Annotated in this window: 25 protein-coding genes; 11 read left to right on the top strand and 14 right to left on the bottom strand. The window is 57.7% G+C overall.

Annotated features, from left to right (window positions below):
* The first annotated feature begins 2 nt into the window (after positions 1–2).
* The 6 genes from ACQZ6D_RS26455 to ACQZ6D_RS26480 all read left to right on the top strand — a co-directional run bounded on the left by ACQZ6D_RS26455 (position 3) and on the right by ACQZ6D_RS26480 (position 6,287).
* On the top strand, positions 3–1,583 hold the full coding sequence (locus ACQZ6D_RS26455; RefSeq protein WP_233278969.1) for a sugar ABC transporter ATP-binding protein: 1,581 nt from the start codon (positions 3–5) through the stop codon (positions 1,581–1,583).
* Positions 1,584–1,593: 10 nt separating this feature from the next.
* Positions 1,594–2,628, top strand: coding sequence for an ABC transporter permease (locus tag ACQZ6D_RS26460; RefSeq protein WP_010974859.1), 1,035 nt, complete (start codon positions 1,594–1,596; stop codon positions 2,626–2,628).
* Between the two features lie 156 nt (positions 2,629–2,784).
* Positions 2,785–3,354, top strand: a complete 570-nt coding sequence (locus ACQZ6D_RS26465; protein WP_010974858.1) for a peroxidase-related enzyme — start codon at positions 2,785–2,787, stop codon at positions 3,352–3,354.
* A gap of 53 nt (positions 3,355–3,407) precedes the next feature.
* Positions 3,408–4,613, top strand: a complete 1,206-nt coding sequence (locus ACQZ6D_RS26470) for an acyl-CoA dehydrogenase family protein (protein WP_010974857.1) — start codon at positions 3,408–3,410, stop codon at positions 4,611–4,613.
* A gap of 139 nt (positions 4,614–4,752) precedes the next feature.
* Entirely contained in the window at positions 4,753–5,376 is a 624-nt protein-coding gene (locus tag ACQZ6D_RS26475; RefSeq protein ID WP_052816127.1) for a peroxidase-related enzyme, read from the top strand.
* Between the two features lie 14 nt (positions 5,377–5,390).
* A complete protein-coding gene (locus ACQZ6D_RS26480; protein ID WP_049783284.1) occupies positions 5,391–6,287 on the top strand; it encodes a haloalkane dehalogenase in 897 nt (298 codons plus the stop codon).
* A 134-nt stretch (positions 6,288–6,421) separates the two neighbouring features.
* Here the strand turns inward: ACQZ6D_RS26480 and ACQZ6D_RS26485 are convergent, their stop codons facing one another.
* From ACQZ6D_RS26485 to ACQZ6D_RS26530, 10 genes are all read right to left on the bottom strand, one after another.
* Complete coding sequence (locus tag ACQZ6D_RS26485; protein ID WP_448742104.1) at positions 6,422–7,606, bottom strand: GMC family oxidoreductase; 1,185 nt, start codon at positions 7,604–7,606, stop codon at positions 6,422–6,424.
* Positions 7,603–8,055 carry a GMC family oxidoreductase N-terminal domain-containing protein gene (locus tag ACQZ6D_RS26490; protein ID WP_448742103.1) on the bottom strand — a complete coding sequence of 151 codons (453 nt, stop codon included), beginning with the start codon at positions 8,053–8,055 and terminating at the stop codon, positions 7,603–7,605. Before ACQZ6D_RS26490 ends, ACQZ6D_RS26485 begins: the two co-directional genes overlap by 4 nt.
* Positions 8,056–8,214: 159 nt before the next feature.
* Positions 8,215–8,985, bottom strand: a complete 771-nt coding sequence (locus tag ACQZ6D_RS26495) for an SDR family NAD(P)-dependent oxidoreductase (RefSeq protein WP_012654998.1) — start codon at positions 8,983–8,985, stop codon at positions 8,215–8,217.
* Positions 8,982–9,134: a hypothetical protein gene (locus ACQZ6D_RS26500; RefSeq protein WP_154965369.1), complete on the bottom strand. Its 153-nt coding sequence runs from the start codon at positions 9,132–9,134 to the stop codon at positions 8,982–8,984. Before ACQZ6D_RS26500 ends, ACQZ6D_RS26495 begins: the two co-directional genes overlap by 4 nt.
* Positions 9,131–10,378 carry an LLM class flavin-dependent oxidoreductase gene (locus ACQZ6D_RS26505; RefSeq protein WP_045231679.1) on the bottom strand — a complete coding sequence of 416 codons (1,248 nt, stop codon included), beginning with the start codon at positions 10,376–10,378 and terminating at the stop codon, positions 9,131–9,133. Before ACQZ6D_RS26505 ends, ACQZ6D_RS26500 begins: the two co-directional genes overlap by 4 nt.
* Positions 10,375–11,256: an LLM class flavin-dependent oxidoreductase gene (locus ACQZ6D_RS26510; RefSeq protein ID WP_045231680.1), complete on the bottom strand. Its 882-nt coding sequence runs from the start codon at positions 11,254–11,256 to the stop codon at positions 10,375–10,377. The genes ACQZ6D_RS26505 and ACQZ6D_RS26510 overlap by 4 nt, the downstream gene beginning before the upstream one ends.
* Positions 11,257–11,459: 203 nt before the next feature.
* Positions 11,460–12,419 carry an aliphatic sulfonate ABC transporter substrate-binding protein gene (locus ACQZ6D_RS26515; RefSeq protein WP_045231682.1) on the bottom strand — a complete coding sequence of 320 codons (960 nt, stop codon included), beginning with the start codon at positions 12,417–12,419 and terminating at the stop codon, positions 11,460–11,462.
* Positions 12,420–12,445: 26 nt separating this feature from the next.
* On the bottom strand, positions 12,446–13,237 hold the full coding sequence (locus ACQZ6D_RS26520; protein WP_172691133.1) for an ABC transporter ATP-binding protein: 792 nt from the start codon (positions 13,235–13,237) through the stop codon (positions 12,446–12,448).
* 8 nt (positions 13,238–13,245) lie between these two features.
* Entirely contained in the window at positions 13,246–14,070 is an 825-nt protein-coding gene (locus ACQZ6D_RS26525) for an ABC transporter permease (RefSeq protein WP_233278968.1), read from the bottom strand.
* A gap of 554 nt (positions 14,071–14,624) precedes the next feature.
* Positions 14,625–15,497, bottom strand: a complete 873-nt coding sequence (locus ACQZ6D_RS26530; RefSeq protein ID WP_045231683.1) for a PhzF family phenazine biosynthesis protein — start codon at positions 15,495–15,497, stop codon at positions 14,625–14,627.
* A 117-nt stretch (positions 15,498–15,614) separates the two neighbouring features.
* On the opposite strand from ACQZ6D_RS26530, the gene ACQZ6D_RS26535 reads away from it, so the two are divergent.
* From ACQZ6D_RS26535 to ACQZ6D_RS26545, 3 genes are read left to right on the top strand one after another with little or no spacing between them, the layout of a single operon-like run.
* Complete coding sequence (locus ACQZ6D_RS26535) at positions 15,615–16,511, top strand: LysR substrate-binding domain-containing protein (protein ID WP_045023424.1); 897 nt, start codon at positions 15,615–15,617, stop codon at positions 16,509–16,511.
* Between the two features lie 25 nt (positions 16,512–16,536).
* On the top strand, positions 16,537–16,830 hold the full coding sequence (locus ACQZ6D_RS26540) for a hypothetical protein (RefSeq protein WP_045231684.1): 294 nt from the start codon (positions 16,537–16,539) through the stop codon (positions 16,828–16,830).
* 3 nt (positions 16,831–16,833) lie between these two features.
* Positions 16,834–17,226 (top strand): hypothetical protein, encoded by a 393-nt coding sequence (locus tag ACQZ6D_RS26545; RefSeq protein ID WP_045231685.1) that lies wholly within the window; start codon positions 16,834–16,836, stop codon positions 17,224–17,226.
* Positions 17,227–17,254: 28 nt separating this feature from the next.
* Here the strand turns inward: ACQZ6D_RS26545 and ACQZ6D_RS26550 are convergent, their stop codons facing one another.
* The 4 genes from ACQZ6D_RS26550 to ACQZ6D_RS26565 form a co-directional block, all read right to left on the bottom strand.
* On the bottom strand, positions 17,255–17,656 hold the full coding sequence (locus ACQZ6D_RS26550) for a hypothetical protein (protein ID WP_012654983.1): 402 nt from the start codon (positions 17,654–17,656) through the stop codon (positions 17,255–17,257).
* A 97-nt stretch (positions 17,657–17,753) separates the two neighbouring features.
* On the bottom strand, positions 17,754–18,746 hold the full coding sequence (locus tag ACQZ6D_RS26555; protein ID WP_045231686.1) for a hypothetical protein: 993 nt from the start codon (positions 18,744–18,746) through the stop codon (positions 17,754–17,756).
* A 2-nt stretch (positions 18,747–18,748) separates the two neighbouring features.
* Entirely contained in the window at positions 18,749–19,249 is a 501-nt protein-coding gene (locus ACQZ6D_RS26560) for an RES family NAD+ phosphorylase (protein WP_234903667.1), read from the bottom strand.
* A 92-nt stretch (positions 19,250–19,341) separates the two neighbouring features.
* Positions 19,342–20,058: an antitoxin Xre/MbcA/ParS-like domain-containing protein gene (locus tag ACQZ6D_RS26565; protein WP_045023415.1), complete on the bottom strand. Its 717-nt coding sequence runs from the start codon at positions 20,056–20,058 to the stop codon at positions 19,342–19,344.
* A gap of 233 nt (positions 20,059–20,291) precedes the next feature.
* Here ACQZ6D_RS26565 and ACQZ6D_RS26570 point away from each other — a divergent pair, with 233 nt between their 5' ends.
* Together ACQZ6D_RS26570 and ACQZ6D_RS26575 are read left to right on the top strand one after the other, a co-directional pair.
* A complete protein-coding gene (locus ACQZ6D_RS26570; protein WP_045023413.1) occupies positions 20,292–21,479 on the top strand; it encodes a hypothetical protein in 1,188 nt (395 codons plus the stop codon).
* Between the two features lie 202 nt (positions 21,480–21,681).
* On the top strand, positions 21,682–24,192 hold the full coding sequence (locus ACQZ6D_RS26575; RefSeq protein ID WP_045023411.1) for a DEAD/DEAH box helicase: 2,511 nt from the start codon (positions 21,682–21,684) through the stop codon (positions 24,190–24,192).
* The last annotated feature ends 82 nt before the right edge of the window (positions 24,193–24,274 follow it).

Here is a 24,274-nt window from a genome sequence, read left to right on the forward strand (position 1 = left end):
GAATGTCCATTCTGAGCGTCGAGAGCCTCACCCATTCCTTTGGTCCTTCGCCCGCCCTTCGCGATATAAACCTCGCGATCCGGTCGGGAGAGGTTGTCGGTATCGTTGGGGAAAATGGAGCTGGCAAGTCGACGCTTCTTAACGTGCTTTCCGGTACATTGAAACCATCCAGAGGAACCGTAGCGATCGGCGGCACGCCGGTCGCCCTGGAAAATTATTACGAGGCCAATCAGCGCGGGATCTGGCGGATCTTTCAGGATCCCGCGCTGATCGGGGCCCTGCCTGTCTATGAGAGCCTTTTCCTCGGCCATGAAAAGCGTTTCACGCGCTTTGGGGTGCTGAATAAGGCGAAGATGATTGATATTGCCCGCGACCTCGTGCGTTCCATGGGTATCGCGGTCGACGTCAAGCACCTGATGCTGAACTACGACTTCGCCACCCGGCAATCGCTGGAGGTCTGTCGGGCAATTCTGTTACCGAAAGTGCTGGGGTTGCCCTCCGGTTTCGTACTCTTCGACGAGCCGACAACCGGGCTTAGCCGTGCCGAGGTGGTCCGGCTTCTGGAAAGCATGGGCAGGCTTCGCAGGCAAGGCGCGGGCGTGGCCTTCGTTTCGCATCGCCTGCAGGAAGTTTTCGACGTCTGCGATCGGCTGATCGTCCTGAAGGATGGTGCGATCGTCGGAGAAGGGCCGATTTCTCAGTTCGATGAGGCCGGATTGCACCGGTTGATGGTCGGCCGGGCTTTCGAAAGCACGACGCCGGGCAAGAGGTCGACGCTCAATGAAGAGCCCTTTCTTGTCGTCAAGGGGCTTTCACGTTCCAGCCGACCGTCGGCAGGGCAACGCTTAACGCACCTCACCGACATTTCCTTCAACGTCGGAAAGGGCGAGATCGTCGGTATCGGCGGTCTTCTGGGATCGGGCAAGGGGCAACTTCTGCGCGTTCTGGCGGGCGTAACCTCCCATCGGGACGGCACGGTCGAGCTTGGGGGCATGCCGCTTGCAGGATCTATCGCCCAGCGGAAACAAAGGGGCATCGCATTCATTCCCGGTGATCGGTCGAACGAAGCGGTAGTCGTGACCGCGGATGTCGCATCGAACATTTCTCTGCCGAGCGGTCATGCCGGCGCTCGCGGTTTTTCCAACGCATTCGGCATCTGGCGTTCTGCTCGTGAGCAAAATGTCGCCAGACAGATGATCGTGTCCCTGCGGATCAAGGCCGTTTCAGGTCAACCCCTGCGTACACTGAGCGGTGGCAATCAGCAGAAGGTATCATTGGCGCGCTGGATCCATCGCGAGCCGGTGCTGCTTCTGATAGAGAATCCAACCGCTGGCGTGGATGTGGGAGCCAAGCGTGAAATCTACGCGCTTTTGCGAGATCTTACCGCTCATGGCACCTCGATCCTTTACGTTACAGATGATCTCCCGGAGCTGATCTCGCTCAGCGACCGGATACTGATCATGCGAGATGGTCGGATCGTCAGCGATATCGACAACCGCCAAACGCTCACGACCGAGCACGCCCTTGTCGCCGATATGATTGGTCCCGCCTCGAACGAGAAGACGCCGATTGTTGCGCCTTGAAGAGATTCCTATGATCCCGAAGCAGATTAGTGAAATTGAAGTTCCGCAGGCAACCGGCAAAATAGAAACCTGGAAGGCGCGTGTTGCAACGGCCATCGTTTCGCGCGAACACCGGGCGACCTGGCTGCCAGCATCGGCGCTTCTCATTCTTATTGGCTACTTCGCTTTCCAGCAGCCCGCATTCTTGTCGCCGCTCAACCTGACGGTCATGGGAGCCCAGGCCGGGCCACTGCTCTTGATCTCGCTCGGCGCGACCTTCATCGTGCTAATGGGCAGCATCGACCTCTCCGTTGCTGCTGTCGCAGCGCTCGCCTCCGCGATCAGCGCCGTTCTCCTGCAGAAATTTGGCACGGGTTACACAACGGCCCTCCTCGCCGTGCTCGGTTTCGGCATCGCTGCCGGCCTGCTCAATTCCGTTCTTTCGACAGTCCTGCGGCTGCCGTCGTTCATTGCAACTCTTGCGTCCAGTTCCATCTTTACGGGCATCATGCTGCACGTGCTTGATGGCACTGCCCTGTTCGTCAACGACGACGACTTTTCGATGCTCGCCAACGGGCAGATAATCCCGCGGGTGCCCAACGTCCTTCTCCTTTCGCTGCTGCTTTGGCTCGTGCTGAGCCTGACAACGTCCCATACCCGGTTCGGCCGGTACATCGTCGCGATAGGGGCTGGCGAGCGTGTCGCGAAACTGAGCGGCATCGCTATCAACCGCTACAAGACCTATGCGTTTGTGCTTTCAAGCACACTCGCTGCGATCGGTGGGTTCTTTCTGTTGTCGCGTTTGGGTTCCGCTACCCCCTCAATCGGGGACGGGTATCTTCTCGACACAGTCGCTGCAATCGTCGTTGGCGGCACGGCACTTACAGGCGGGGTCGGCGGCGCACAGCGCACCCTGCTCGGGGTCGCGCTTATCACTATCCTGAGCAACGGCCTGAACGTTTCTGGCGTCAGCACGTTCACCCAGGAAATCGTCAAGGGCGTTGTTATTGTGATTGCCGTGCTCACGACGATCGACCGCGTCAGCCTTCAAGACATCGTGAAATGACGACACAGTGCCCCAAGCAACGGCGATGAGAAAGTTTTTCTCCCCACGCGTGCGAAATTAGATTCGTCTAGTTCGTCTATATTTTTAATAGACAATATTAATAGAGAACTGACTTCCGTTTATTCAGTCGCCCCCTCAATATCGACGGAGAATGGCATGACAACGATCGACGGGCTGGCTCGGAGCCAGCGGATTTCCCGTTTGCGCATTCCGGACGAATCCGAACTGCCTGAAGATATTCAGGCTTTAGTTGATCGTCACCACCATGAGAACTGGGTTCGGGCGCTTTCGCTCAATCCTGACACAGCTCGCCGCTTCACCGGTCATTTCGAGCATCTGTTCGCGGCGACGGGCAGGCGGTTGCCGCTACAGGATCGCGAGTTAATCGCCGTGGTTGTCTCAGCGACGAACGGATGTGGCGTTTGCGAGATTCATCACACGCGCGCCTTTGGCGACCTGCTCAATGATCCGGGTTTTGCTCGTCGGGTCGCGCTCGACTACCATCTCGCCGACTTGTCAAAGCGACAGCGGGCTTTAGCTGATTTGGCGGTCAAGGTGACTCTAAGCCCCAAAACTATCTCGCAAGCCGACTTCGAGAAGCTCAGGGATCTTGAGCTTTCCGATGAAGAATTATTGGAGGCTGTTGAAACAGCTTCCTGGTTCAATCACACCAACAGGGTCACTATATCTTTGGGGATCCTTCCGGATGATAAATTCTTCTCATAATAACCGATTTTCCAATAGTCCGTTTAAGACTCAAGGAGGACTAAAGGATCAGTATGGGCACTTATTCCCTTGATACAAAATTGGAGGCAGGCCAACATCTCCTTGATGAAGTCTTGCTTCACACTTTTCAAAGTCGCGCTGCGGATTATGACCGGGAAAACCGCTTCTTTTTTGAGGATCTCGCCGATCTCAAAGCAGTCGGGTACCTACAGGCAGCACTGCCGGTGGAATTCGGGGGCCGGGGGCTGACCCTGTCACAGGTACTGGCCGAACAGGCGCGGCTTTCTTATCATGCACCCGCCACGGCACTGGCAATCAACATGCACCTCTATTGGATCGGTACTGCTGCTTATCTCTGGCGCCGTGGCGATCACTCAACCGACTGGATCCTCGAAGAGGCGGCAGCGGGTCGGATCTTTGCAGCCGGCCATGGCGAGCCAGGCAACGATCTTGGCCTCGCAGGCTCCAACGTGGTGGCCGAACCACTCGCCGACGGTGGCTACCGCTTTCACGGACGGAAGATTTTTACCTCTCTTTCACCCGTCTGGGACTGGCTCGGAATCCATGCACTCGATGCAAGCGATCCAGCCACACCAAAAATTGTCCATGCTTTTATTCGCCGGCAGGATCCCGGGCACCACACACGAGAAACCTGGGATTCGCATGGCGTGCGCGCGACGCGGAGTGATGATACAATCCTGGAGGGAGTGATCGCGGCAAAACCTTATGTAACGCGCGTGCTTCCAGCCGGCCCGCCGAACGATCCTTTTGTTGACGGCATCATTGCTTCGGCTGTTCTTCCGATCGGTGCTGTGTACTACGGCATTGCCAATCGCGCGTTCGACATCGCGGTGGAAACGGCTAAATCCCGCGTTTCTCCGGCACTCTCCGGTCGGACCTATGCCCATCATCCGCAAACACAGGTCGAAATCGCCAAGGCTTCTATAGAACTCGATAGTATTTGGGCTTTTCTCAGCCGCGTAGCGGCGGAATGGACCGAGGGCGTGGATCACGGGCTACTCTGGCCAACCAAATTGCTTGGCGCCAAACAGCACGCTGTCGATGGGGCACTCCGGATCGTTGATCGCGCCAGCAAGGTTGCCGGCGCTAGCTCGTTGCTCCGTCGAAACGAACTGGAGCGGCTGACGCGCGACGTCCGTTCCGGCCCCTTCCATCCGCCGAACAGCGACGCGACCCACGACCTCATTGGCCAGATCCATCTCGGCGTCTTTCCTCCGGCAGCGCAAGCCGCCGAATGACATGGCGATCTTTGCAAGATTCGTTGGCGTGGCGGACTCATTGCTACTCGACGCATCGTGGCGATCGGGGACGTAGTCGCCGCAAAGGGATTTTAACAGCGATCTCGACTTCAACCCCACAATCGGGAGACTTTCCATTATGAGCCAGGCAACAGCGCCCCATTCCGTCACTTCATCTCCCGTATCGACCGGGCAGTTGGAAGAGCCCATTTCGCGTCTTCGCGTTCCGACAGAGGACGAACTGCCCCAGAAATTGCGCGACATCCATATGAGGATTCGAAAGAAGTTCGGTTTTGTCCCGAATTTCCTGACGGCGCTGTCTGCCAATCCGGGTACCGCTCTGCGTATTATGGCCTTCTATGAGCACCTGTTCGACCAGAGCAACAGCCATCTCAGCGCATCCGAGCGTGAGTTGATCGCAGTCGTGACGTCTGTAGCGACAGGCTGCAGCTATTGCGTGTTCAACCACCGCCCGGCGTTGGCAGCCGCCCTTGGAGATCGTGTGTTGGCGGACCGGATTGCTCGAAACCATAATGATGTGACGTTGGCACCACGCGAGCGAGCGCTGGCCGATTTGGCGCAGAAGCTGGCCACTACGCCCCATAGTGTGGGCAGTGACGACTTCGCCCGGCTCCGAGCAATTGGCTTCAGCGAACCCGCGATTCTGGAGGTGCTGGAAGTCTCTGCTTTCTTCTCCTACGGCAATCGTTTGACCATAGCATTGAACGTGCTTCCCGACCCTCAGTTCTTCGTTTCGGCTTGAAGGAACACCGTCACATGACTGAGAAATCACCACATTCCGCCTTTGGTGACGGCGCGAAAGCGTATGATGTGCCGGCATTCGGCCTGCAAATCCACACGGTTGAACATGGTTCAGGTGCGCCAATCGTCTTTCTCCACGGCAATCCCACGAGTTCCTATCTGTGGCGCCACATATTCCGCCGTCTCCATGGACACGGTCGGCTATTGGCCGTCGATCTGATCGGGTACGGCCAATCTAGCAAGCCTGATATCGAATACACATTGGAGAATCAGCAGCGTTACGTTGACGCTTGGTTCGACGCCCTCGACCTAAGGAATGTGACGCTGGTTCTGCAGGATTATGGCGCAGCGTTTGGACTAAACTGGGCCAGCCGGAATCCAGACCGCGTCCGAGCCGTGGCCTTTTTCGAGCCAGTGTTACGGAACATTGATTCGGTGGATCTGTCACCGGAATTCGTCACCCGCCGGGCGAAGCTGCGCCAACCGGGCGAAGGTGAAATCTTCGTTCAGCAGGAAAACCGCTTCCTGACTGAGCTTTTCCCCTGGTTTTTCCTTACCCCTTTGGCGCCGGAGGACCTAAGGCAATACCAAACGCCGTTTCCGACGCCGCACTCGCGCAAGGCGATACTCGCAGGACCACGCAATCTTCCTGTGGATGGCGAGCCAGCAAGCACTGTGGCATTCCTGGAACAGGCGGTAAACTGGCTCAATACGAGCGATACTCCCAAGCTACTGCTGACATTCAAACCTGGTTTTCTACTCACCGATGCCATATTGAAGTGGAGTCAGGTTACCATCCGTAATTTGGAAATAGAAGCAGCAGGCGCTGGGATCCATTTCGTACAAGAAGAGCAACCCGAGACGATCGCACGCCTCCTGGATGCATGGCTAACACGCATTGCAGGAAATTAGGCAGAACGTTACCAATCATCCCTAATCAAACAGAAAAGTCATTGCGAACCAGGTCCAGGTCTCGGATCAAAATATTCTCCTTCTGAATTTGGGCGGCACCCACAGACGCTGAACCTGTCAATGTCGAACGACTATCACGACAAACTATCCTCCAGGATCATTGCCGCCCCCTTCTCCCCAATCATGACGGTGGGTCCGTGCGTGTTGGAGGATGGCATTGTCGGCATGACGGACGCATCAACGACTCTCAGTCCGTCAACACCGATCACTCTCAGTCTCGGATCGACGACGCTTGCGGAATCCGTACCCATCTTGCACGTTCCGATGGGATGGTAGGACGTCAGACCGGTTGTTTTTGCCCATTCCAGGATGTCCTGATCGCTCTGCAGACCCGCGAGGTCGTTGTCCCGTGAGACCATAAGATCATCAAAGACCGAATCCGAGGCAATTCTGTTGATGAATCGAAAGGCACCGAGCATCGAGCGGAGATCCTCCTCGTGTGAAAGGTAGTTCGCAACGATCGCCGGCGGCTCCGCGGCGGCGCCCGACCGGATGTGGCTGGAACCCGTCGAATTCGGCCTCAGGACGAACGTCGAGATGCTGAAGCCGGGAAACTCATCCAGACGTCCGCTGATATTTCCGGTATTGTGGGGTGCACTGAAATGCAGCATCTGGATTTTCACGTCCGCCCGTTCGAGGTCCGACCGGGTTCTCACAAATGCATGGGCTGTCGCCCCTATGGTAGATAGGGGACCGCCGCCTCGCGCAAGCCAGCAAAGCATGGCGCGTACCTTCCAGACGTAGCTGTGTTGGACATCATTCAGGGTGCCGCGGAAACGGGTACGAAATCCGACGCGCACATTAAGGTGATCGCGCAGATTTTCTCCGACGCCCGGGAGGTGCACCAGTGGCACGATACCTGCCCGGCCAAGCACCTCACCGTCCCCTATACCCGAAAGCTCAAGCAGCTTCGGGGATTGGACGGTGCCGCAGGATAGAACGACCTCCCGCCGTGCGATGGCACATCTCAGGCCATCAGCCGCGCGATACTCCACCCCGATCGCTCTCTTCCCTTCGAAGAGGATGCGGTTTGCAACAGCGCCTTCGCGAATGGTCAGGTTAGCACACCTGCTGGCGGGCGAGAGATAGGCACGGTCTGTGCCATGACGCAATCCCCGGCGCTGGTTGAACTGGAGATAGCCTGCGCCTTCCGAAATACCCGCATTGTAATCATCCTGCTGTGATACCTGCATGTTACCGCAAGCCTTCAGGAAGGCATCAGAGAGAGGATCTGCTGGACGGTGCCTGGTAACCGTCACAGCCCCGCGCTGCCCTCTGCTCGCCGGATCACCGGATCACCGGGAATGTATGTTTCGCTGCGCTTGAAGAAATCCAGCAGATCGCCATAAGACCAGCCGGTACAGCCTGAGGCAGCCCAGAGGTCATACTCCACCGGGTCTCCCCGTACCCAGAGCATGCCATTGATGAGAGAGGAACCCCCAAGTCCCCTGCCGCGCGGCCAGACAAGTTCCCTGCCATTGAGGCCGGGTTCAGGCAATGTCGTGAAGTTCCAGACTGCATCCTCTTTCGCAAGCGCGAACGGAGTCAATATCGGCAGCCGGAACCGGATGCCGGACTGCTGTCGACCAGCTTCCAGGAGCAGAACCCGCAAGTCCGCACGCTCAGCCAATCTTGCAGCGACGGCAGCGCCAGCGGATCCTCCTCCGACGACGATGAAATCGAATTCATCAGCTTCTACTTGCTTCAAGATTTTCTTCCCACGTGTTGAGAATGAAACTTTACCGGCGTTCCTGTTGAACCGTTTCGCCTCGAACGAGCCAGCGCTGCGTGGATTGAGACCACTTCATCAGTTCCTGTTTTCCTTTGGTCCGGTCTCTGCTTTTCCAGAAAAACGTGTTTCGCTCGATTAACCGGCAAGGAACCCCCCGTCGCAGGGGATGATTGCACCAGTGACATAATCGGAGGCGTCGCTGGCCAGGAAGATCGCCAGGCCCGCCACATCGGCGGGCGATCCCCATCTTCTGGCAGGGATGCGCTCGATGAAGCGGGTGACCACTTCAGGATCGTGGCGCAGCTTTTCAGTCAGGGCGGTGACCATAGCGCCGGGCGCTATGGCATTGACCCTTAGTCCTGAAGGTGCCCATTCATTCGACAAGGTCTGAGTGAGCAAGGCGATCCCTCCCTTGCTGGCTGCATAGGCAGCCGCATTGTGGCCTCCCCTCAGACTGCGGATGGAGCCAATGTTTATTATTCGTCCGCGGCCTCGGGGAAGCATCAGCCTGGCTGCATGCCTGCTCAGCGCGAAGGCCGCAGTCAGATTGACCTCGATGATCCTGTCCCACATCTCAAGCTCCATATCGAGCGACGGCGTGTCGTCCCAGATGCCTGCGTTGTTGACAAGGACATCGATCTGGCCCCCCAGTCGCTCCACAGCTTCATCGAATCCGCGCTTCAGGTCGCTACGGTCGCTAAGATCGGCCGTGACAATCTGCCGGTTATCGGCCGGGAGGTCAGAGCTTTCCCATCCACGGTCGATGCAGACGACATCAGCTCCCACTTCTAAGAAGCCGTCAGCGATAGCGCGCCCGATCCCCCGAGCGCCGCCCGTGATGACGGCCCTCCGACCGGAAAGGTCAAACAGCGTCGAGATGTTGGGGATTTGCGAAGGATATGTCATGACAGGCCCACCATCATGGGATGCGAACGCGAGCCCTGCACGCCGCTTGCAAGTCCGTAATCGACTGACAGGTCTTTAAAGACGTGCGTATCCCGAACATGCTCGGAATTGTGCCGCCGCTGTCCGGTGGAACCCTGTTCGATATTCATGTCTGGAATGCCCATGACGGCGCGGGCGGGCTGATGGGCAGCCCAAGGTTCTCGCGAAGCGTATGTCCACGATAATCGCGATCCACGAGGCCTCGACGACGCAGGATCGGGATGACCTCGTCCACAAACAACTCGAATTCCGCAGGCAATTCATGGGGCATCACCATAAATCCGTCCGTCGCCCCTCCCACAAACCAGGTTTCTGCCGCATCAGCGATTTGTTCCGGCGTGCCGATAACAAGATGATGGCCGCGGCTTCCGGCCAAGGCGCTGGCCAGTTGCCGGATGGTTAGTGGCGATGTGCTGTCAACCAGGGATGAAATGACCGAAAAGCGGCTCTTGATGCCCTCATACAGATCGATGTTCCCGAGTGTCCGCGGCAGGGGCTCGTCGAAATCGAACGCGGTCAGGTCGATACCGAAACTCTGTAACCAGCCATGTGAGGCGTGGGGCAGGATCAAGTCGTCAAGCGCCTTCTTCTTGCTGCGGGCCTCTGCCTCGGTGGAGCCGATGACAAAGCTGAGGCCCAGGATAAGACGCACATCATCGGGGTTTCGGCCATGCGTCACGGCGCGGCGCCTAAGGTCATTTCTGAAGTCCCTGCCAGCTTCGAAATTCCATTGGGCGCTAAACACCAGTTCGGCGAAACGGGCCGCGAAATCTCGCCCCGTGGCGGAAGACCCGGCCTGCACCAGAACCGGGCGGCCCTGGACCGGACGGGCAATCGGTGCAACATCGTCGGGGACCGGTGCGCCGTCCCAGTATGCGAGCACCTGTTCTGTGTTGCGCGCGCCCAATTCATAGCGCTCGGCATGGGGGATCGGCTTATCGAGGCCGTAGTTGGCACCGGCCGCCGGCTCGCCCGAGGTCACGATGTTCCAGGCAGCGCGGCCTCCAGTGGCATGGTCGAAGGTCGAAAAGACCCGGGCGACCTCAACCGGATCGGAGAAGATCGCCGAGCCCGTGGCGATGAAACCGAGATTCTCGGTTGCTTGAGCGACCGCAGACAAGAGCGTGACGGGTTCGACTTCCCAACGCGGGCTGTACATGACCGCAGGATTGAAGATGAAAAAGTCGGCCATGAACACGGCGTCGAATCGTCCACGTTCGGCAGTCCGGGCGAGTTGCTGGAAGTAATCGAGACTGTGAATCCGCTCGGGCTGTGCGCGTTCCGTCCGCCAGGCTGCCTCGTGGTGGCCGCACAGCAGGGGATTGACCAGAAGAGCGAGAGGACGGCTGGTCATGCGGAAACTCCATTTCTTCTAAGGGCAAACAGGCTTTCCGGACGGGATAACCCAAGCGTGTCACGCAAATTGCTTCCGCGCGGCTTTGACCATAACCCAATATCTCTCGCCGCCCGCGCGACGGCATCGATCCGTGGCGCTACACGGACAGTCGCTCCATCAACGTCCCCATCGTTGAGCAGTGCATGCATCGACGCGAGATCGCCAGTGTCTGCAACGATACTTAGGAGGGTGGTATTTCCCTCGGCACGAGGTGCGAGGGGCTTGTTCGTGCTCTGACCGGGGACCGGAACGATTTCAATGATGTCCGCCGTGGGCCATGCGCCTTCGGCAAGATCGGCAGCGAGGACCTCTCGAACCAGGACCGGTCGACCTTGAGGGGCGCGTGGTATATCGAGCGGGCCAGCTACCCTATAATATTCCCCGATGTGATCGAGCCGATGAACCTTGCTGATGTCGACATAAATTCCACTCTCCTTGTCGTAAACGGCGGCATCGTCATCCCAGCTATCCAGGAGGTGGCTGACGGCATGCACGAACTCCGCGATCCGGGCTTCGTCAGGCTCATCGGCAGTCGAATATGGCTTCCAGCCTGCCCGTCCACTCGAGAGGTGATCAAGAGACGCCAGACGGCGTGCAAAATCATAAGGCAGAGCCGTATCGACGTTCACCGCCGCAACCAGCCCGATCTGCTCGGTCCTGGCCGCCAGCGCGGCCAGGATTGTTGTTGGATCCAGGATGGTTTCCCTGCCCCCGATAGTCAGTGTCGTGAACCCAGCCTTTTCAGCCGTTCGGGCGACCGTAACAAGATCTGCCGTAGTGATTGGGTCTGATATCATCAGCCCAAGACCGAATACTTGGCGAACGCCCATCAACATACCCTTCTCATTTCGCTGAACGCGTGTTCGTATTGCTGACCAGACCCAAGTCGCGTGAACGTGCGTTTTTGGTCGAAAAATCAAGATCGCAATAGTTCCGGGTCTGATCCTCCGGATGCCGCCAAAGCCTCGGAACGAGGTGACCGGTGGTATTCATAAGAAACGCATTTGACCTGATTTTCTCGGGCATCCTCTGCCTCGCGTTAGAAATTGAAAAAGGCCTGATCCGCGAAGTTGGATACTTCGAAGGTTTGCCTGATGAAGTGGTTGTCCAGGAGGAACTTCACGGAATCCGCCAGCTCTGCCTGATCCGCCTCGGTTACGGTCGGTTTCCACTCGAAACGGGAGAAGGCGAGCTCAGTCTGCTTTGGCGTCAGGCCCACTACCGGCGCGAGGACCTGGGCTGAACCGGCCGGATCAGAGCGCAATGCCTCGGCCCCGCGCTTTACCGCCTGCAAATATGCCTTCAGCACATCCGGATGCTTGGCGGCGAAGCTGCCTAAGGCGACTATCGGGTTGAGGTTACTCTTCAGGCCGGCGCCGTCTCGCAGGGTACGCGAGACACCCTCGCTGTCCAATTTGGTAAGTAGCGGTTCCCACACCAGGACGGCATCGACGTCGCCCTTGGTAAGGGCGATGCCCATGTCCTGCAGGCCAAGATTGAGAAACTCCACGTCGGAAATCTTCAGGCCGGCCTCGGCCAGCACCAGCACCAGCAGCTCATGTACATTGCCGCCGCGCAGGGTGGCGACCTTCTTGCCCTTCAAGTCTTTCACTGTCTTCACCGAACTGTCCTTGAGCACTACCAGCGCCTCAGCCTTGGCCCCCTTGCAGGCGAGGCCTACAAAGCGAGTATCGATGCCATTGGCGAAGGCGATGAGGGAGGGCGTGTCGCCCAGCGCGGCAATGTCGAGAGCGCCCGAGGCGAAGGCCTCGTTCACCGGCGGACCGCCCGCGAACTGGTGCCACTTTACCTCCACGTCCTTCAAGCCGGCCTTGGTAAACTCCTCATCTACCCAACCTTTTTGTTTGGCCAGCAGGATGGCGGAATAAGGCACGAACGGCATGAATCCAATGTTTACGGTCTCCGCTGCAGCGGAACCGGACCAGAGAAGTGCGGCGGCGACCAAGGCAGTGGCAGTTTTGGCAATGTTTTTTAGCATCTTGGACGACTTTCTTTCAAAATGAGCTAATTGCGGTGGTGGAAAAACTGGGCATGCAACTCATGGCGCAGACGGGCGAAGGCGGGATCGCCGCGGTCGCGCGGATGGGGCAGCTCCACGGTAAACCGCGCACGTACACGGCCGGGACGATCAGAGAACACCACGATCTCGTCTGCGAGATAGATGGCCTCCTCGATGTCATGTGTGATGAGCACGGTGGTCAGATTGTCAGTATGGCGGATGCGCAGCACCTCGTCCTGCATCTGGAGGCGGGTCAGCGCATCGAGCGCACCGAAGGGCTCGTCCAGCAGCAGCAACTCCGGCTGGTGCGCAAGCGCGCGCGCGATGGCGACGCGCTGCGCCATACCACCGGACAGTTGGTGCGGATAGGACCGCCCAAATCCTTCAAGGCCCACCAGCTTCAACTTCTCAGTCACGACTCGCCGCTGCTCCGCCTTGGGCAAACGGTGGAGACTGAAGGCGATGTTCGCCTCCACCGTCATCCAGGGAACGAGGCGGTGGTCCTGGAACACGATGCCTCGGTCGAGGCCCGGTCCCTTCAGCGGCCGACCGCCCAGCAGCACCGTCCCGCCGAACTGTGGTTCCAAGCCAGCGACGATGCGCAACAGGGTACTCTTGCCGCAGCCGCTTGCACCGATGATGCAGGTGACGCTGCCGTCCCGTACAACGAGATCCACATGGTCCAGAGCACGCACTTCCGACCCGTCAGGCCGACTGAAGCTTTTGGAGACGCCCTGGACCAGCAGCGTATGATCGGTAGCGGCGGGGGGTGTTGTAGGGAATGCGGCAGCGGTCATATCACCCCTCATAACCCGCTGAAGCCGGCGCGCCAGCGCACCAGACGTCGCTCAGCGAAGCGTAAGGCATCGTCGGTCAGCTTGCCAAGGACGCCGAGGGTAATCATTCCCGCAAGCACAACGCTGGCATTCGACATTACGCGGCCGTCCATGATGAGGAATCCGATGCCACTCGATGCTGCGATCAGCTCGGCTGCCACAACACACATCCAAGACATGGTGATGCCGAGCCTGAGCCCCGACATGATCTGCGGCAGGGCGCCGGGGATCATCACCTGACGGATGAAGTTGAGCCGTGGCACTTCCAGCACCCGAGCTAGTTCCACATAGCGGACATCAGTCTGATGGACAGCGTCAAGAGTGCTTACTAAAATGGGAAAAAAGGCGCCGAGGACGATGATGAAAATTTTGGCCTCCTCCCCAATACCGAACCACAGGATGGACAGCGGGATCCAGGCAATAGGCGGGATGGGTTTTAACACCTGCACCATTAGATCAGCCAGCCGGTTCAACGGCCCGATGAGCCCCATAACGATGCCAAGCGCGAGGGCGAGCACAGCGGCGATGCCGAATCCTTGGAGCACACGGGCGCTGCTTACCGCCACATGCTCGGCAAGCTCCCCACTCAATGTCATGTTCCATATGGTGCGAACGATGGTTGATGGGGCCGGCAGCAACACGGGTCGCACGGCTCCAAAATCACATGCCACCTGCCAAACGGTGACGAGCACCACAAGCGGCCCCACTCGAACGGCGAACGCGGAGAGGAGCGCGAACGGGCGATACGACGGAACTGAATGACCAATGGTGGTAGAGACAGCTTGCTTACTCACGATCCCTCCGCCCTCCCGGCTGCCACGACGTTGCGTTTGGCGTCCAGGAAATGAGAGCCGAGGAGAAGGGCGTCTCTCGAATTGAACGCACCAGAATGGACAGACCGTTGGCTGTCATCCAACCTCCTCGTCGCAATTGTAGGGTGAACCTCGTTTTCCGCGTGCCTTACGGTATGGACTTAAAACGAGCCTGAGCCTGCCAGTCTATAAAATCTATGTATAAAGTCATGAAATGTTGTTCTCTTTTATGGGCACGAGGAAGCAAAGTGAGTTTTCTAAGTTGTTCAAATGCAGATTTTTTGCTGCGGGCCATCACGTACTGGCTTTGGGGAGCGGCAGGGCAAAAGTCTCGCGTCGGCGCCGCCGGTACAGTCGTTATGGAAAATGCCGCGATCCTAAAGAATTGGCATCACGTGTTCGAGGAAGAGAGCGCCGTTGGCTCGCATAAAGGGCGGCAGCACGATAAAGTCGTCGCCCCAGAACCAGGAGACGTCACAGCGCCGGCTTGCTGGAGTTTGAAGGATCGGTACGGGCGCTAGGACCGGGTGCAAGCATTAAAGCCGGATCACGCCTCTCAACACGACAATGCCTGTCCCGGAGAGTTCCGGTTCGGGCTTCAGCCGGATATGCAGAATGCTGCGGCGGCCCATCTTGGTACCTTGTTCGATCACCAATTCGTTGTTCCTGAGGTTTCCCGTGGCTGCAAGATACGCCGCCAGAGGGCCAGCGGCGGTTCCGGTCGCAGAATCTTCCCACAGGCCAACGGTTGGATTGAAGAACCGGGCGTAGGCAGTGTTCGGTGCTTCGGCATCGAACGCATAGACATAGCAGCCTTCCGCCGCCGTCTTTCTCAGAACGGCGAGGAGCTTGCCGGCATCGGGTCGCGCCTCGTCAACCGTGCCGGCATTGCGAACGCGCACCATCAGATGAGCCGCGCCGGTGTCAGCGGGACGTGGCGGCGGTTCTGACAGAATGTCGCCCAGACCGAGGCCAAGGGCGTCGGCGAGAGGCGCGACATCACTGAGCGGGTCCGACAAGCGCAGCGGCGCCTGGCGCATGCGGCCGTGGACGCGACCGCCGATCAATTCGAGCTCGATCGGCAGAACATCCTGACCGATCTCCTGCTGAAAGGTCCGGGCGGTCGTCAGCGAACCGAGATTCCCATGTTCTCCTAGCCAGAGCCACGCACCGAGTGCGTTGTGGCCCGCACCGAACACTTCCGCACCGCTTGCGGTGAACGACCGCAGTTTCCAATCGGCACGTGCGCTCCGAAGTATGAAGGTGGTCTCGGCCTGATTGAATTCACCGGCGATCCGCCGCATCACATCATCGGTAAGGTCGTCGGCGTCCTGCACCACCGCGAGCGGATTGCCGGTCAATGGCGCGTCTGCGAAGACATCAATGAGACCTGCGACCAGTTCGACCATTTTCCCTGCTGCCTTGAATGAGTTTATTTTGATAGGGTTTGACGATCAGCACTGTACAGCCGCTTATACAAATAGAAAAAGTCAAATTACTCAGCTTCAAGGTGAACTGGATTCAGCATGAGTCGCTCTCGCTTGCCGCCATTGTCCGCCCTTCGCGCTTTCGAAGCCGCTGCACGGCGGGCGAGTTTCAAGGCGGCGGCTGAAGAACTCTCGGTGACGCCGACGGCCATCAGCCATCAGATCAAGCAACTCGAAGCCCATATGGGCCTGCGCGTCCTGGACCGGTCGCCGAGAGCGGTGACGTTAACGCCGCAGGGCAAGACCCTGTACGAGGCGACGGCCTCTGGTTTCGGCGAAATCGAAAGAGCAGTCACGCGACTGCTGGCAGATACGACCCCGACGACAGTCACCCTCTCATCCACCACTGCTTTTCTCAGCCACTGGCTGGTGCCGCGGATGGACACGCTCCGCCAGGCTGTTCCGATGATCGATCTCCGGCTGCATACGTCGAACTCCGTCGAGGACTTGCGGGCGGGTGGTGTCGAGACTGCAATACGTTACGGGCGTGGTCCCTTCCCCGGCGTGGTCAGTACCTACCTTTGCCGTGACGTGATGACACCCGTTTGTAGCGCACGGCTCGGTCTGTCCCACCCTGATGATCTGCGGCGCGCTATACTGATTCATATCGACGGACGAAACCGGCCCTCGCCGGAACCAGACTGGTTGCGCTGGTGCGCGCAGGCCGGTGTGGCCGACGTCGACACCAGTGTCGGACCCCGCTTTCCCGATAGCATGCTAGCCGTCCAGGCGGCTATCGCGGGACAAGGCGTGGTCATAGCCAGCCGGGTTCTGGTAGCGGATGCGCTTGCTGCGGGCTTGCTGATAGCGCCTTTTTCCGGGGAGCTTGCCGGAGATGCCTATCACTTTGCCTGCGCTATTGGGTTAGAAACAAGAGCTGACATCGTCGCACTTAGGGAGTGGTTTCAGGCATCGCTCGGGCCAATGTGTCATTAACGGACCTCTTTCGGCAGACGTGTCCATGGTCGATATGATGATCGAACTTGGTCCGGATTCTTTTGCGCCAACTCAACGCAATCTGAACGCCGGCAGTGGCGGCAATCTCAATCCGCGGCGCGCCATCATGAGAAAACCGCATATGGCGCTCACGTCACAGGCAGATAAATGGATATTCGATCGGCTCGAGAAGCCTCTGATGCGGTCTGGCGCGCTCGATCTCACTGATCCGCGTTTCGACCTACCGGCGGTGCAAGACAGCTCCCCGGGTGTGTTTGCGACCGTCCCACAGGTGCCAACGCAGTCTCCAGAGGAGTAGAAAATGGATATACCGCACGTCTCTCGTCAGCCACCTGAGATCGGCAGCCGAGTGAAAATCTACTTTGACCGCACGTCTGGTGATCTCATCATTGAGACCCCTAAAGGCCAGCGCAGCAGGGATTTCATGGGCGTTTGCATCAGCGACGCCGTCTTCGACACCGAGGCCACTGTAAGGGGCAGCACCCGTTGCATCGTGACGGGAACTTTTCTTGCTGTCCCGGGTTCACGTGAGAGCCGCGATATCGAGTCGGAAATCCGCGCGCAGGGCAGATCGCATCTGGAGTTTTACTGGTGGCGAGATAAGACGTGGCCACTCCGCAAAGCGCGCCTAGCGTTCATTGCGAAGCCTCATGGTGGCTTCCCGACTTCGATGGTCGTCGACGGAGGAGTCTGACAGGGGGCGCCTCGGCGCCGTCTGTAGTCTACAGATCAAAGATTTCGAGGCCTGGAATTATCATTTGCGCCGTTCCCAGCATTGGTCTGGGAAGTCTCGCTGCAAAGGCCTGCCGACCGCTATCGACAATTGCCATTATGCGATGTCGGCCGTCCATGACTGAGATCCAGCCCTCCTCTTTTGAGGTCGATGTCAGCACCGGAAAACCTATTGGTTGGTTGGAACCGACCCGGCGCACCCAATAGTCATATTTCCCTTGCTTGAAATCCACGCCGCCGCCTCTCCTATCGATCGACCAAAACCATGGTGAATGATTTCCGAGGTGCTGATCAAACCCAGCACTCGGCACGTGGACGGTTACATAGTCGTCCAGGTCCGCGAGCGGCACTTTTTCATTTGAGATATAGGTGAGGCCGAGAAGGGTCGTCATGGAGCGAGCATCTCTGATGGAATTATAGGGTTGTCGTAAATCACATGAAATTGCTGGTCAGGAGGTGAAACCAACACCCCGACATAAAGTCGGCCATTTAACCCTGCGTCCGGAAGCGTCGAAGGGCGCGCGGCGAACGGCGGTCAAGAAGCAGGACCCCGTCAAGGCCGGACGAAACACTTCTATCCTGCCGACCCGCATAGTTCTGCGACCGATCTTCAAGGGCAGAGAAGACCTGGGCGACACGCCTGCGACGCGTTGCTTCAGTCGGGGGCCGCTCTTGTACCAAGGCAAGGATTTCCTTGTCGATACCCAAGAACACACCATCATCGATCTCGCGGCCGACATAACCCGCACCAACCTGATCGGATAGATCAAGTACCGGCTGATCGAGGATAAAGGAGTAGGCTCGTGTAATCGCTTCGAAGAGATCAAACGTCACGGTGATGCCGTCACCCTTTGCCGGCGGATCCAGCACTCTGCCCTCTGCACCACCGGCCTTGAACATGAAGAAGCTTGCACAGCGCGTGGTCGGCGCCCGTCCGTTGACCGTGTGAAGCGCCGAAACCTGCCCCAGTGCCTTCGCAACGGTGCTTGCGGCTGGCGCTCGGATGCGACCCTTACTCTCGAACACGTGGCGTTCCCTTCGCTTGATGCCGATAAAGTCGGGACGCGATTTTGGAGGAGGAGGCGCTGCGCCAGCCTTCGGCACGACCGGAGCCGATGGGGATCCCCATCGGCAGGAGGCAAGACCGGCGACATGCACGAGATACTGGACGCTCATCTGACTCTGAGCATACCAGTGCGTGAATGCCTCGCCGAAAAGGAACGAAACCCCCACCTTCTCCGACTGCTCCAAACTCCGAAAATAGGCCGTCGTGTTCAAGGAGGCATCCAGATAGCCCGTCGCCATCGCGACCAGCATTTTCTCCCGCCAGGGGCCAACGGTACGGACAGCGGCTCGACGGCTGGGATAGCCGACGGTCAGCAACGAGCGGATGATGTCGGCATGTGTCGCTGGCAACGTTTTCGTGCCATTCAACGCCGTAAATCGCCCCGAGAAGTTTGCGGAAGTGACTGTAACGGGCATGCCTAACGCCCAGCCCGGATCGACACCCCGATAGACCGCAGGGCGGGTATCAGGTCGGCTTGACGAACCAACTCGACCGCCGGAGAGGCGACAAGTTTCTCACCGACAGCTCGATCGTAGACCGCCACGCAATCTGCCGCCGTGAGGCGTGAGGAATAGAGCAATCCATCGACAGCATAGGATCGAAAGATCGACTCGCTCAGTCTCTGCCCTTCCTGATGTTCCTTGCCCCGGGCTGCGTCCGTGCTGACGCCCAACCTCAGGAGGCCGGTCGTGCGCAGGTCGAGAAGAATGAGAGCATCCGTGGCCGTCACCTCAGTGACCGACCAGTCCTCGATTTCGCTCTCATCCAGCACTCGCTCCTGGGTCCCCTCGAAGCGGTCGCGCACAATCGTCTCCGCAATCGCGGTCGCGAGATCATATGCGGCATAAAGCAGTCGGAACATCTGGTTGGGGCTCGAGAATCGCGATTGGCCGAAACCCATGCCAAGCGGGGTCGACATGTGGGCTACAGGTATAATGCGGACATAAGATTGCGGGAGAAAGGCAAGCGCGAGCTCCCGAACCGTTTGGGGATCAAGTTTCACGATTCAGCTCAACCAAAATCGCGCTCAGCTGCATCCAGAACCTCGTCCAGATTGCCCATCTTGAGATTGTCGAGCGGCGTTCCGCCTATGCTTGGCTTCGGCTGGATCAACCATTGCCACGCTACACGCGGATTGCGGATGATTTTGGTGACCTGAGGCATGCCCTCGACCGGCCGACCATCCACAAACTGAGCCAGGGGAAAGACATGCTTTCGCTCGCCCCTGAGCAGACCGACGACAGCTCCGCGCTTGTGCCAGTCGTGCAGGGTCGATCGCTTCGTGCCGAACTTCTTCTCGATATCGCCCGGACCGGCGACCGGACCGGCCCAGTCTTCGATGCGGGTTGGCGTCGCAAATTCGTCGAGCCTGCGGCGCCCTTCCTCAATGTCTACCGATTGCCCCAGACCACCACCTCGGCTGACCTCCACAGGTTTTTCGACCGATACCTCCGCGAGCACATGACCTGGCTTCGCAGCCAGTTCGGCGACGGCGGCTTCCACAATATGGGCGAGTTCCGTTTCGTCGTCGGCAATCCGACGCTGTTGCTCGACAGAAAGGCGCGCTGCTACCGCAGAGACCACGGCCATGACCCTGCCAGTCGCTGCAAGAGCCGGCTTTGAAAGGCCTGGATTGTGTCGGGCCAGAACCTTGAGAACATCGGCTACCGCAGCTGGATTGACTTCTAGCTTTGCGCCCATCTGCGTTTTACGGGTGACAGCAACCATCTTCGTCTTCCTTCTTGACTACAGCCAAGATAATGCGGATTGTCCGATTTGTCCAGATTGTTGCCCTCAGATTCGGGAGCGGCCAGCACTGAGGCCCTTAGAGATTTGATGGCAAACTTACCCTCTTTTTATCGACCTGATTTACAGACGGGCAGTTAGGCTTATTCGCGTATTACTATCGGACTTTTTAGTTTGCGTATTTTTCTACTTGGCACGAGGGTTGTCGTTTCGCAATGGAAGAGCACGAAATACGGAAATGGCTGAAGGAATTTCCCGGAGCGCGCCGCGCCGCGAATGGTTTCATCATCGGCGATGAACGTGGCGAGTTCTACGTCACAGGGATCGAACCACGCGATCCAGATCTCAGCAACGAAGAACTGGTTTATGCGCCCTTCTGCTCTAAGAATGAGATTCTCCGGCTGAGGTCGTTGAGAAGCGCGCATGACTACTTGCTGCGAATTCGGGCTAACTCCGTTGCCGATTCTCCTCGAGTTACGAGGGTGCTTGCCCACCGGAAGCGTGCATTCCAGCAGAACGGTCGCCCTTGGACTCTGACGTCCTATTACGAAACCGTCAATTTGGCTCCGAGACGCTATCTTGAGCGACTGCCGAAGGCCTTACGAAAATCCGCTCGCTCAATCCCATATGGCTACGTCCCAACCCTGGAAGTGAACGCGGCTTGCTTAAAATCCCTGGTAGGCGAGGTGATCATCGTCTCCGAAGCGTTGCGCTACTTCCTCTATTTCATGACTGTATGTTTTCATGGCGCACACTATGAATTTCCGATGGGCGACCGGATTGATGCAGCCTTAATCGCCCTGCGGACGATGATAGGGTCAGAAGCCCAGGACTTTGACATCGATCCGCGAGCTAAACTTCCAGCGAGTGTGGACGCTGCTATCAAGCGCGATGTAGACGACATGCTCGAATTCACATTCGGGCATGAGTTTAGTCATTTGCTTCTAGGTCATATGGAAGAAGCATCTTCGACCGAAAATCTGGAGGATCTAAAAACCTATAACCACGATCTAGAATTCAGTGCTGACCTCCACGCGATTACAGCCATCGGGTCGGATAAAGATGCAAAACTCCGCCTTTCCAACGGCGCCTATCACATATTTCTCTTCCTCCACTTAATTGAACTTTTGGGCTCCCGATTTCTCGACATACCTCGGTTTTCGGTATCCGAGACCCATCCAGCGCCGCTTGAACGGCTGTATGCGCTGAAGGCAGCGCTTGGAGATAGGAACCAACCAACAAAGCAACATCTGGACGCACTCGTAAAGCACGTCGGCGTGGTGGCCGAGGCGCTAACACAACGAATCGACGGTGCGCCGCGGAGCGATCTGTTGTCATTTTATGGCTCCATGTATTTATTTGGCCTTGGTGGTGAAATGCGAGAGGACAGAATTGATTTCTGACTTTCAACCTTGGACGTCTGTGAATTAGTGGATGCAGAAAACATGGTTTGTCATCCTGCTCCTGCCATATCGTTAGGCGTCAGTAACGCCCGCCGAAAAAATAACCTGCAACACGTCTTTCTAAGTAGTAGGTATTTTCAATGCCTCTCTCTTGGGCATACATCTGTTAAAGCAGAACTGTCGGTAAAATGGGGGGCAAGAGGTGGTCGATTTCAAAAAGCTTCGCGAGGACAAGGCAAAGCCGAAGCCCGTCGCCCCACGAGATATCTTTCATTCCCTGCCGAAAGCCGTCGGGATCAATGACCTTTATGTTAGCCAAGCCGAAGCTCTCGATGCTTGGTATCCATCCCGGAGAAACGACAAGGATGTCGTTGTAAAACTGCATACGGGGGGAGGAAAGACCCTGGTTGCGCTTCTCATGGCACAATCAACCATGAATGAACTCGGTGAACCCGTTCTTTATCTCGCACCAACTACCCAGCTCGTCGAACAGGTTATTGCCAAAGCGACTGAATATGGAATCCGCGCGGTGCCCTACACGAGGGGGCAGCCTTTAGCCTCCGAGTTTCTTGATGGTAACGCCGTTCTCGTGGGGGCCTACGAGAGCCTTTTCAGTGGTCGCAGCAAATTTGGTGTTCGAGGTTCCGCCAAACCGGCAGTGAAAGTCGGAGGCATCATCTTAGACGACGCGCACGTCGCGCTTTCCTCTGTTCGTAAAGCATTCAGCCTGACGATCACATCGAAAGACCACCTCGAGGTCTATCAGGAGATGGCGGATCGTTTCAGGGGCGCGTTCGACGAGGTCGGACGAGGCGGCGCCTTTGCTGACATCACGAGGGGGAAGGACTTCGGCGTGATCGAGGTCCCCAGCTGGGCTTGGCTGTCCAAGGTCCCCGAAGTTCGGGAATTTCTTTCACAGCATGTCGAGGGCGTCGATCCCTACATATGGCCTCTCCTACGTGACAATCTGGCCATGTGCCACTGCCTCTTCAGCCGCAAATCGGTGACGATCACCCCCACCTTTCCGCCGGTTGATCTTCTTCCGACGTTCGATGACGCTAAACGCCGGATCTACATGTCTGCTACGATTTCGGACGACAGCGAGATTGTTCGCACATTCGGTGCCTCCCCTGCTGCAGTTGGCAGACCGATTCAGTCTTCATCGCTCGCGGGTGTAGGCGAGCGCATGATCTTGGTGCCCGAGCTGATGCCGCTCGGCAATGTCGCTATCACACCGATGGTTAAACAGATCGCGAAATGGATTGCCGGTTACGCCGGCGTCGCGATTTTGGCGCCGTCCGGGACCGTTGCCAAAGGATGGTTGGATACTGCGGAATATCCAGAGACAAGTGAAGCGGTTAGCCACCGTATAAAAGATATGCAGGCCGGATCGTTCAAGGGTCCGATCGTTCTTGCTAACCGGTACGACGGCATTGATTTGGCTGGTCAGTCTTGCCGCCTGCTGATTATGGATGGCCTGCCACAGGGTACGACCGACTACGATATGTTTCGGACGAGTGTTCTTGCAGATTCCGCGGTCAACTCGTTGTTGGCCCAGCGGATCGAGCAGGGCCTAGGGCGCGGCTCTAGGGGGGGCGGCGATTTCTGCGTGGTCGTCCTGACGGGAAGCGATTTGGTTGCATGGATCGGACGCAAGAAGAACCTTGAGCATCTGACCGCGAGCAGCCGGGTACAACTCAACGTGGGACAGGAAGTGAGTGAGGCTGTCGCCAGCTATCAGGAAATTGGCGAAACGATGCTCAAGTGTTTGAACAGGGATCCGGATTGGGTTGCCTACCATGCGTCAGAGTTGGCAGCCGCCACCCGGCCCCCGGGGATCGACGAACTGTCGCTGAAGGTCGCCGGTGCTGAGCGCAGGGCTTTCCGGCTGGAAAGAGTGGGACAGTATGAAAGCGCCATTCAAGAACTCGAACACCTGATTTCCTCACCAGACCTTGCCCAGGATGGTCAGAGAAGGGCATGGCTTTCCTCGTTGGCAGCTCGCATCGCTTTCCATATGAATGATGATCACAAAGGTCAGCGACTTCAGACGTCAGCTTTCGCAACCAACAACAACCATATCCCACCTCGCATCCGACCGGCCTACATTCCGCGACCAATGGCTGGTCCACAATCCATGGCGATTGTTAGCCGAATCCTCGAATATCAACGTCGTGGATCGCTCATTCCTGCTTATAACGAAGCGGTCTCGGCTTTAGTGCCCGACGCCTCCCCTTTCCAATATGAGGAAGCGTTAAAGAACCTTGGAGCATATCTTGGTTTTGACGCCGAGCGGCCGGAAGCAGTGCACAAAACAGGGCCTGATGTTTTGTGGCGAACGAGCGGTTTGTTCGATTTCGTCATAGAAGCCAAAAGCGACAAGGAGAAGGACAACCCGCTCTACAAGAACGACCATGCTCAACTCCTAGAAGCCGAGCAATGGTTCAGGCGATGCTATCCCGGAAGGCAGTCTTTGCGGGTTTCGGCGCTTCCGGAGCCCATCGCCGATCGGAAAGCAAGCACCCAGGGAACGTACGCCCTCAAATTGGAGGAAGTGACAAAGCTCGTCGGAGCGGTCCGCAATCTCTATGTCTATCTAATTGGGCAACCCGGAGACAGGGAGGCTCTTCAAGAGCGCTGTGAGGCTGAATTGCGTCGTACTGGCCTAACGCCGGACGGCATCAAGACGATCTATTTAACTGAGTTCAAATGAACGTTGCCGCCCTCTCCTGCGGATTTTTACGGCGGCGAATGCGTGTCGTTTGCGACATGCGTCGCCACGAATGAGCCGCGAA

The sequence above is a fragment of the Agrobacterium sp. 22-3639C2 genome, from assembly GCF_053522105.1.

Excerpts from the sequence above, each read along its gene's own strand:
- ACQZ6D_RS26465 (WP_010974858.1), top strand. The coding sequence starts at position 2,785 with ATGACAACGATCGACGGGCTGGCTCGGAGCCAGCGGATTTCCCGTTTG.
- ACQZ6D_RS26570 (WP_045023413.1), top strand. The coding sequence starts at position 20,292 with ATGGAAGAGCACGAAATACGGAAATGGCTGAAGGAATTTCCCGGAGCG.
- ACQZ6D_RS26565 (WP_045023415.1), bottom strand. The coding sequence starts at position 20,058 with ATGGTTGCTGTCACCCGTAAAACGCAGATGGGCGCAAAGCTAGAAGTC.
- ACQZ6D_RS26540 (WP_045231684.1), top strand. The coding sequence starts at position 16,537 with ATGGTCGATATGATGATCGAACTTGGTCCGGATTCTTTTGCGCCAACT.
- ACQZ6D_RS26505 (WP_045231679.1), bottom strand. The coding sequence starts at position 10,378 with ATGACCAGCCGTCCTCTCGCTCTTCTGGTCAATCCCCTGCTGTGCGGC.
- ACQZ6D_RS26515 (WP_045231682.1), bottom strand. The coding sequence starts at position 12,419 with ATGCTAAAAAACATTGCCAAAACTGCCACTGCCTTGGTCGCCGCCGCA.
- ACQZ6D_RS26455 (WP_233278969.1), top strand. The coding sequence starts at position 3 with ATGTCCATTCTGAGCGTCGAGAGCCTCACCCATTCCTTTGGTCCTTCG.
- ACQZ6D_RS26545 (WP_045231685.1), top strand. The coding sequence starts at position 16,834 with ATGGATATACCGCACGTCTCTCGTCAGCCACCTGAGATCGGCAGCCGA.
- ACQZ6D_RS26460 (WP_010974859.1), top strand. The coding sequence starts at position 1,594 with ATGATCCCGAAGCAGATTAGTGAAATTGAAGTTCCGCAGGCAACCGGC.
- ACQZ6D_RS26520 (WP_172691133.1), bottom strand. The coding sequence starts at position 13,237 with ATGACCGCTGCCGCATTCCCTACAACACCCCCCGCCGCTACCGATCAT.
- ACQZ6D_RS26480 (WP_049783284.1), top strand. The coding sequence starts at position 5,391 with ATGACTGAGAAATCACCACATTCCGCCTTTGGTGACGGCGCGAAAGCG.
- ACQZ6D_RS26535 (WP_045023424.1), top strand. The coding sequence starts at position 15,615 with ATGAGTCGCTCTCGCTTGCCGCCATTGTCCGCCCTTCGCGCTTTCGAA.
- ACQZ6D_RS26495 (WP_012654998.1), bottom strand. The coding sequence starts at position 8,985 with ATGACATATCCTTCGCAAATCCCCAACATCTCGACGCTGTTTGACCTT.
- ACQZ6D_RS26500 (WP_154965369.1), bottom strand. The coding sequence starts at position 9,134 with ATGAATATCGAACAGGGTTCCACCGGACAGCGGCGGCACAATTCCGAG.
- ACQZ6D_RS26560 (WP_234903667.1), bottom strand. The coding sequence starts at position 19,249 with ATGTCGACCCCGCTTGGCATGGGTTTCGGCCAATCGCGATTCTCGAGC.
- ACQZ6D_RS26530 (WP_045231683.1), bottom strand. The coding sequence starts at position 15,497 with ATGGTCGAACTGGTCGCAGGTCTCATTGATGTCTTCGCAGACGCGCCA.
- ACQZ6D_RS26475 (WP_052816127.1), top strand. The coding sequence starts at position 4,753 with ATGAGCCAGGCAACAGCGCCCCATTCCGTCACTTCATCTCCCGTATCG.
- ACQZ6D_RS26550 (WP_012654983.1), bottom strand. The coding sequence starts at position 17,656 with ATGACGACCCTTCTCGGCCTCACCTATATCTCAAATGAAAAAGTGCCG.
- ACQZ6D_RS26470 (WP_010974857.1), top strand. The coding sequence starts at position 3,408 with ATGGGCACTTATTCCCTTGATACAAAATTGGAGGCAGGCCAACATCTC.
- ACQZ6D_RS26510 (WP_045231680.1), bottom strand. The coding sequence starts at position 11,256 with ATGTTGATGGGCGTTCGCCAAGTATTCGGTCTTGGGCTGATGATATCA.
- ACQZ6D_RS26555 (WP_045231686.1), bottom strand. The coding sequence starts at position 18,746 with ATGCCCGTTACAGTCACTTCCGCAAACTTCTCGGGGCGATTTACGGCG.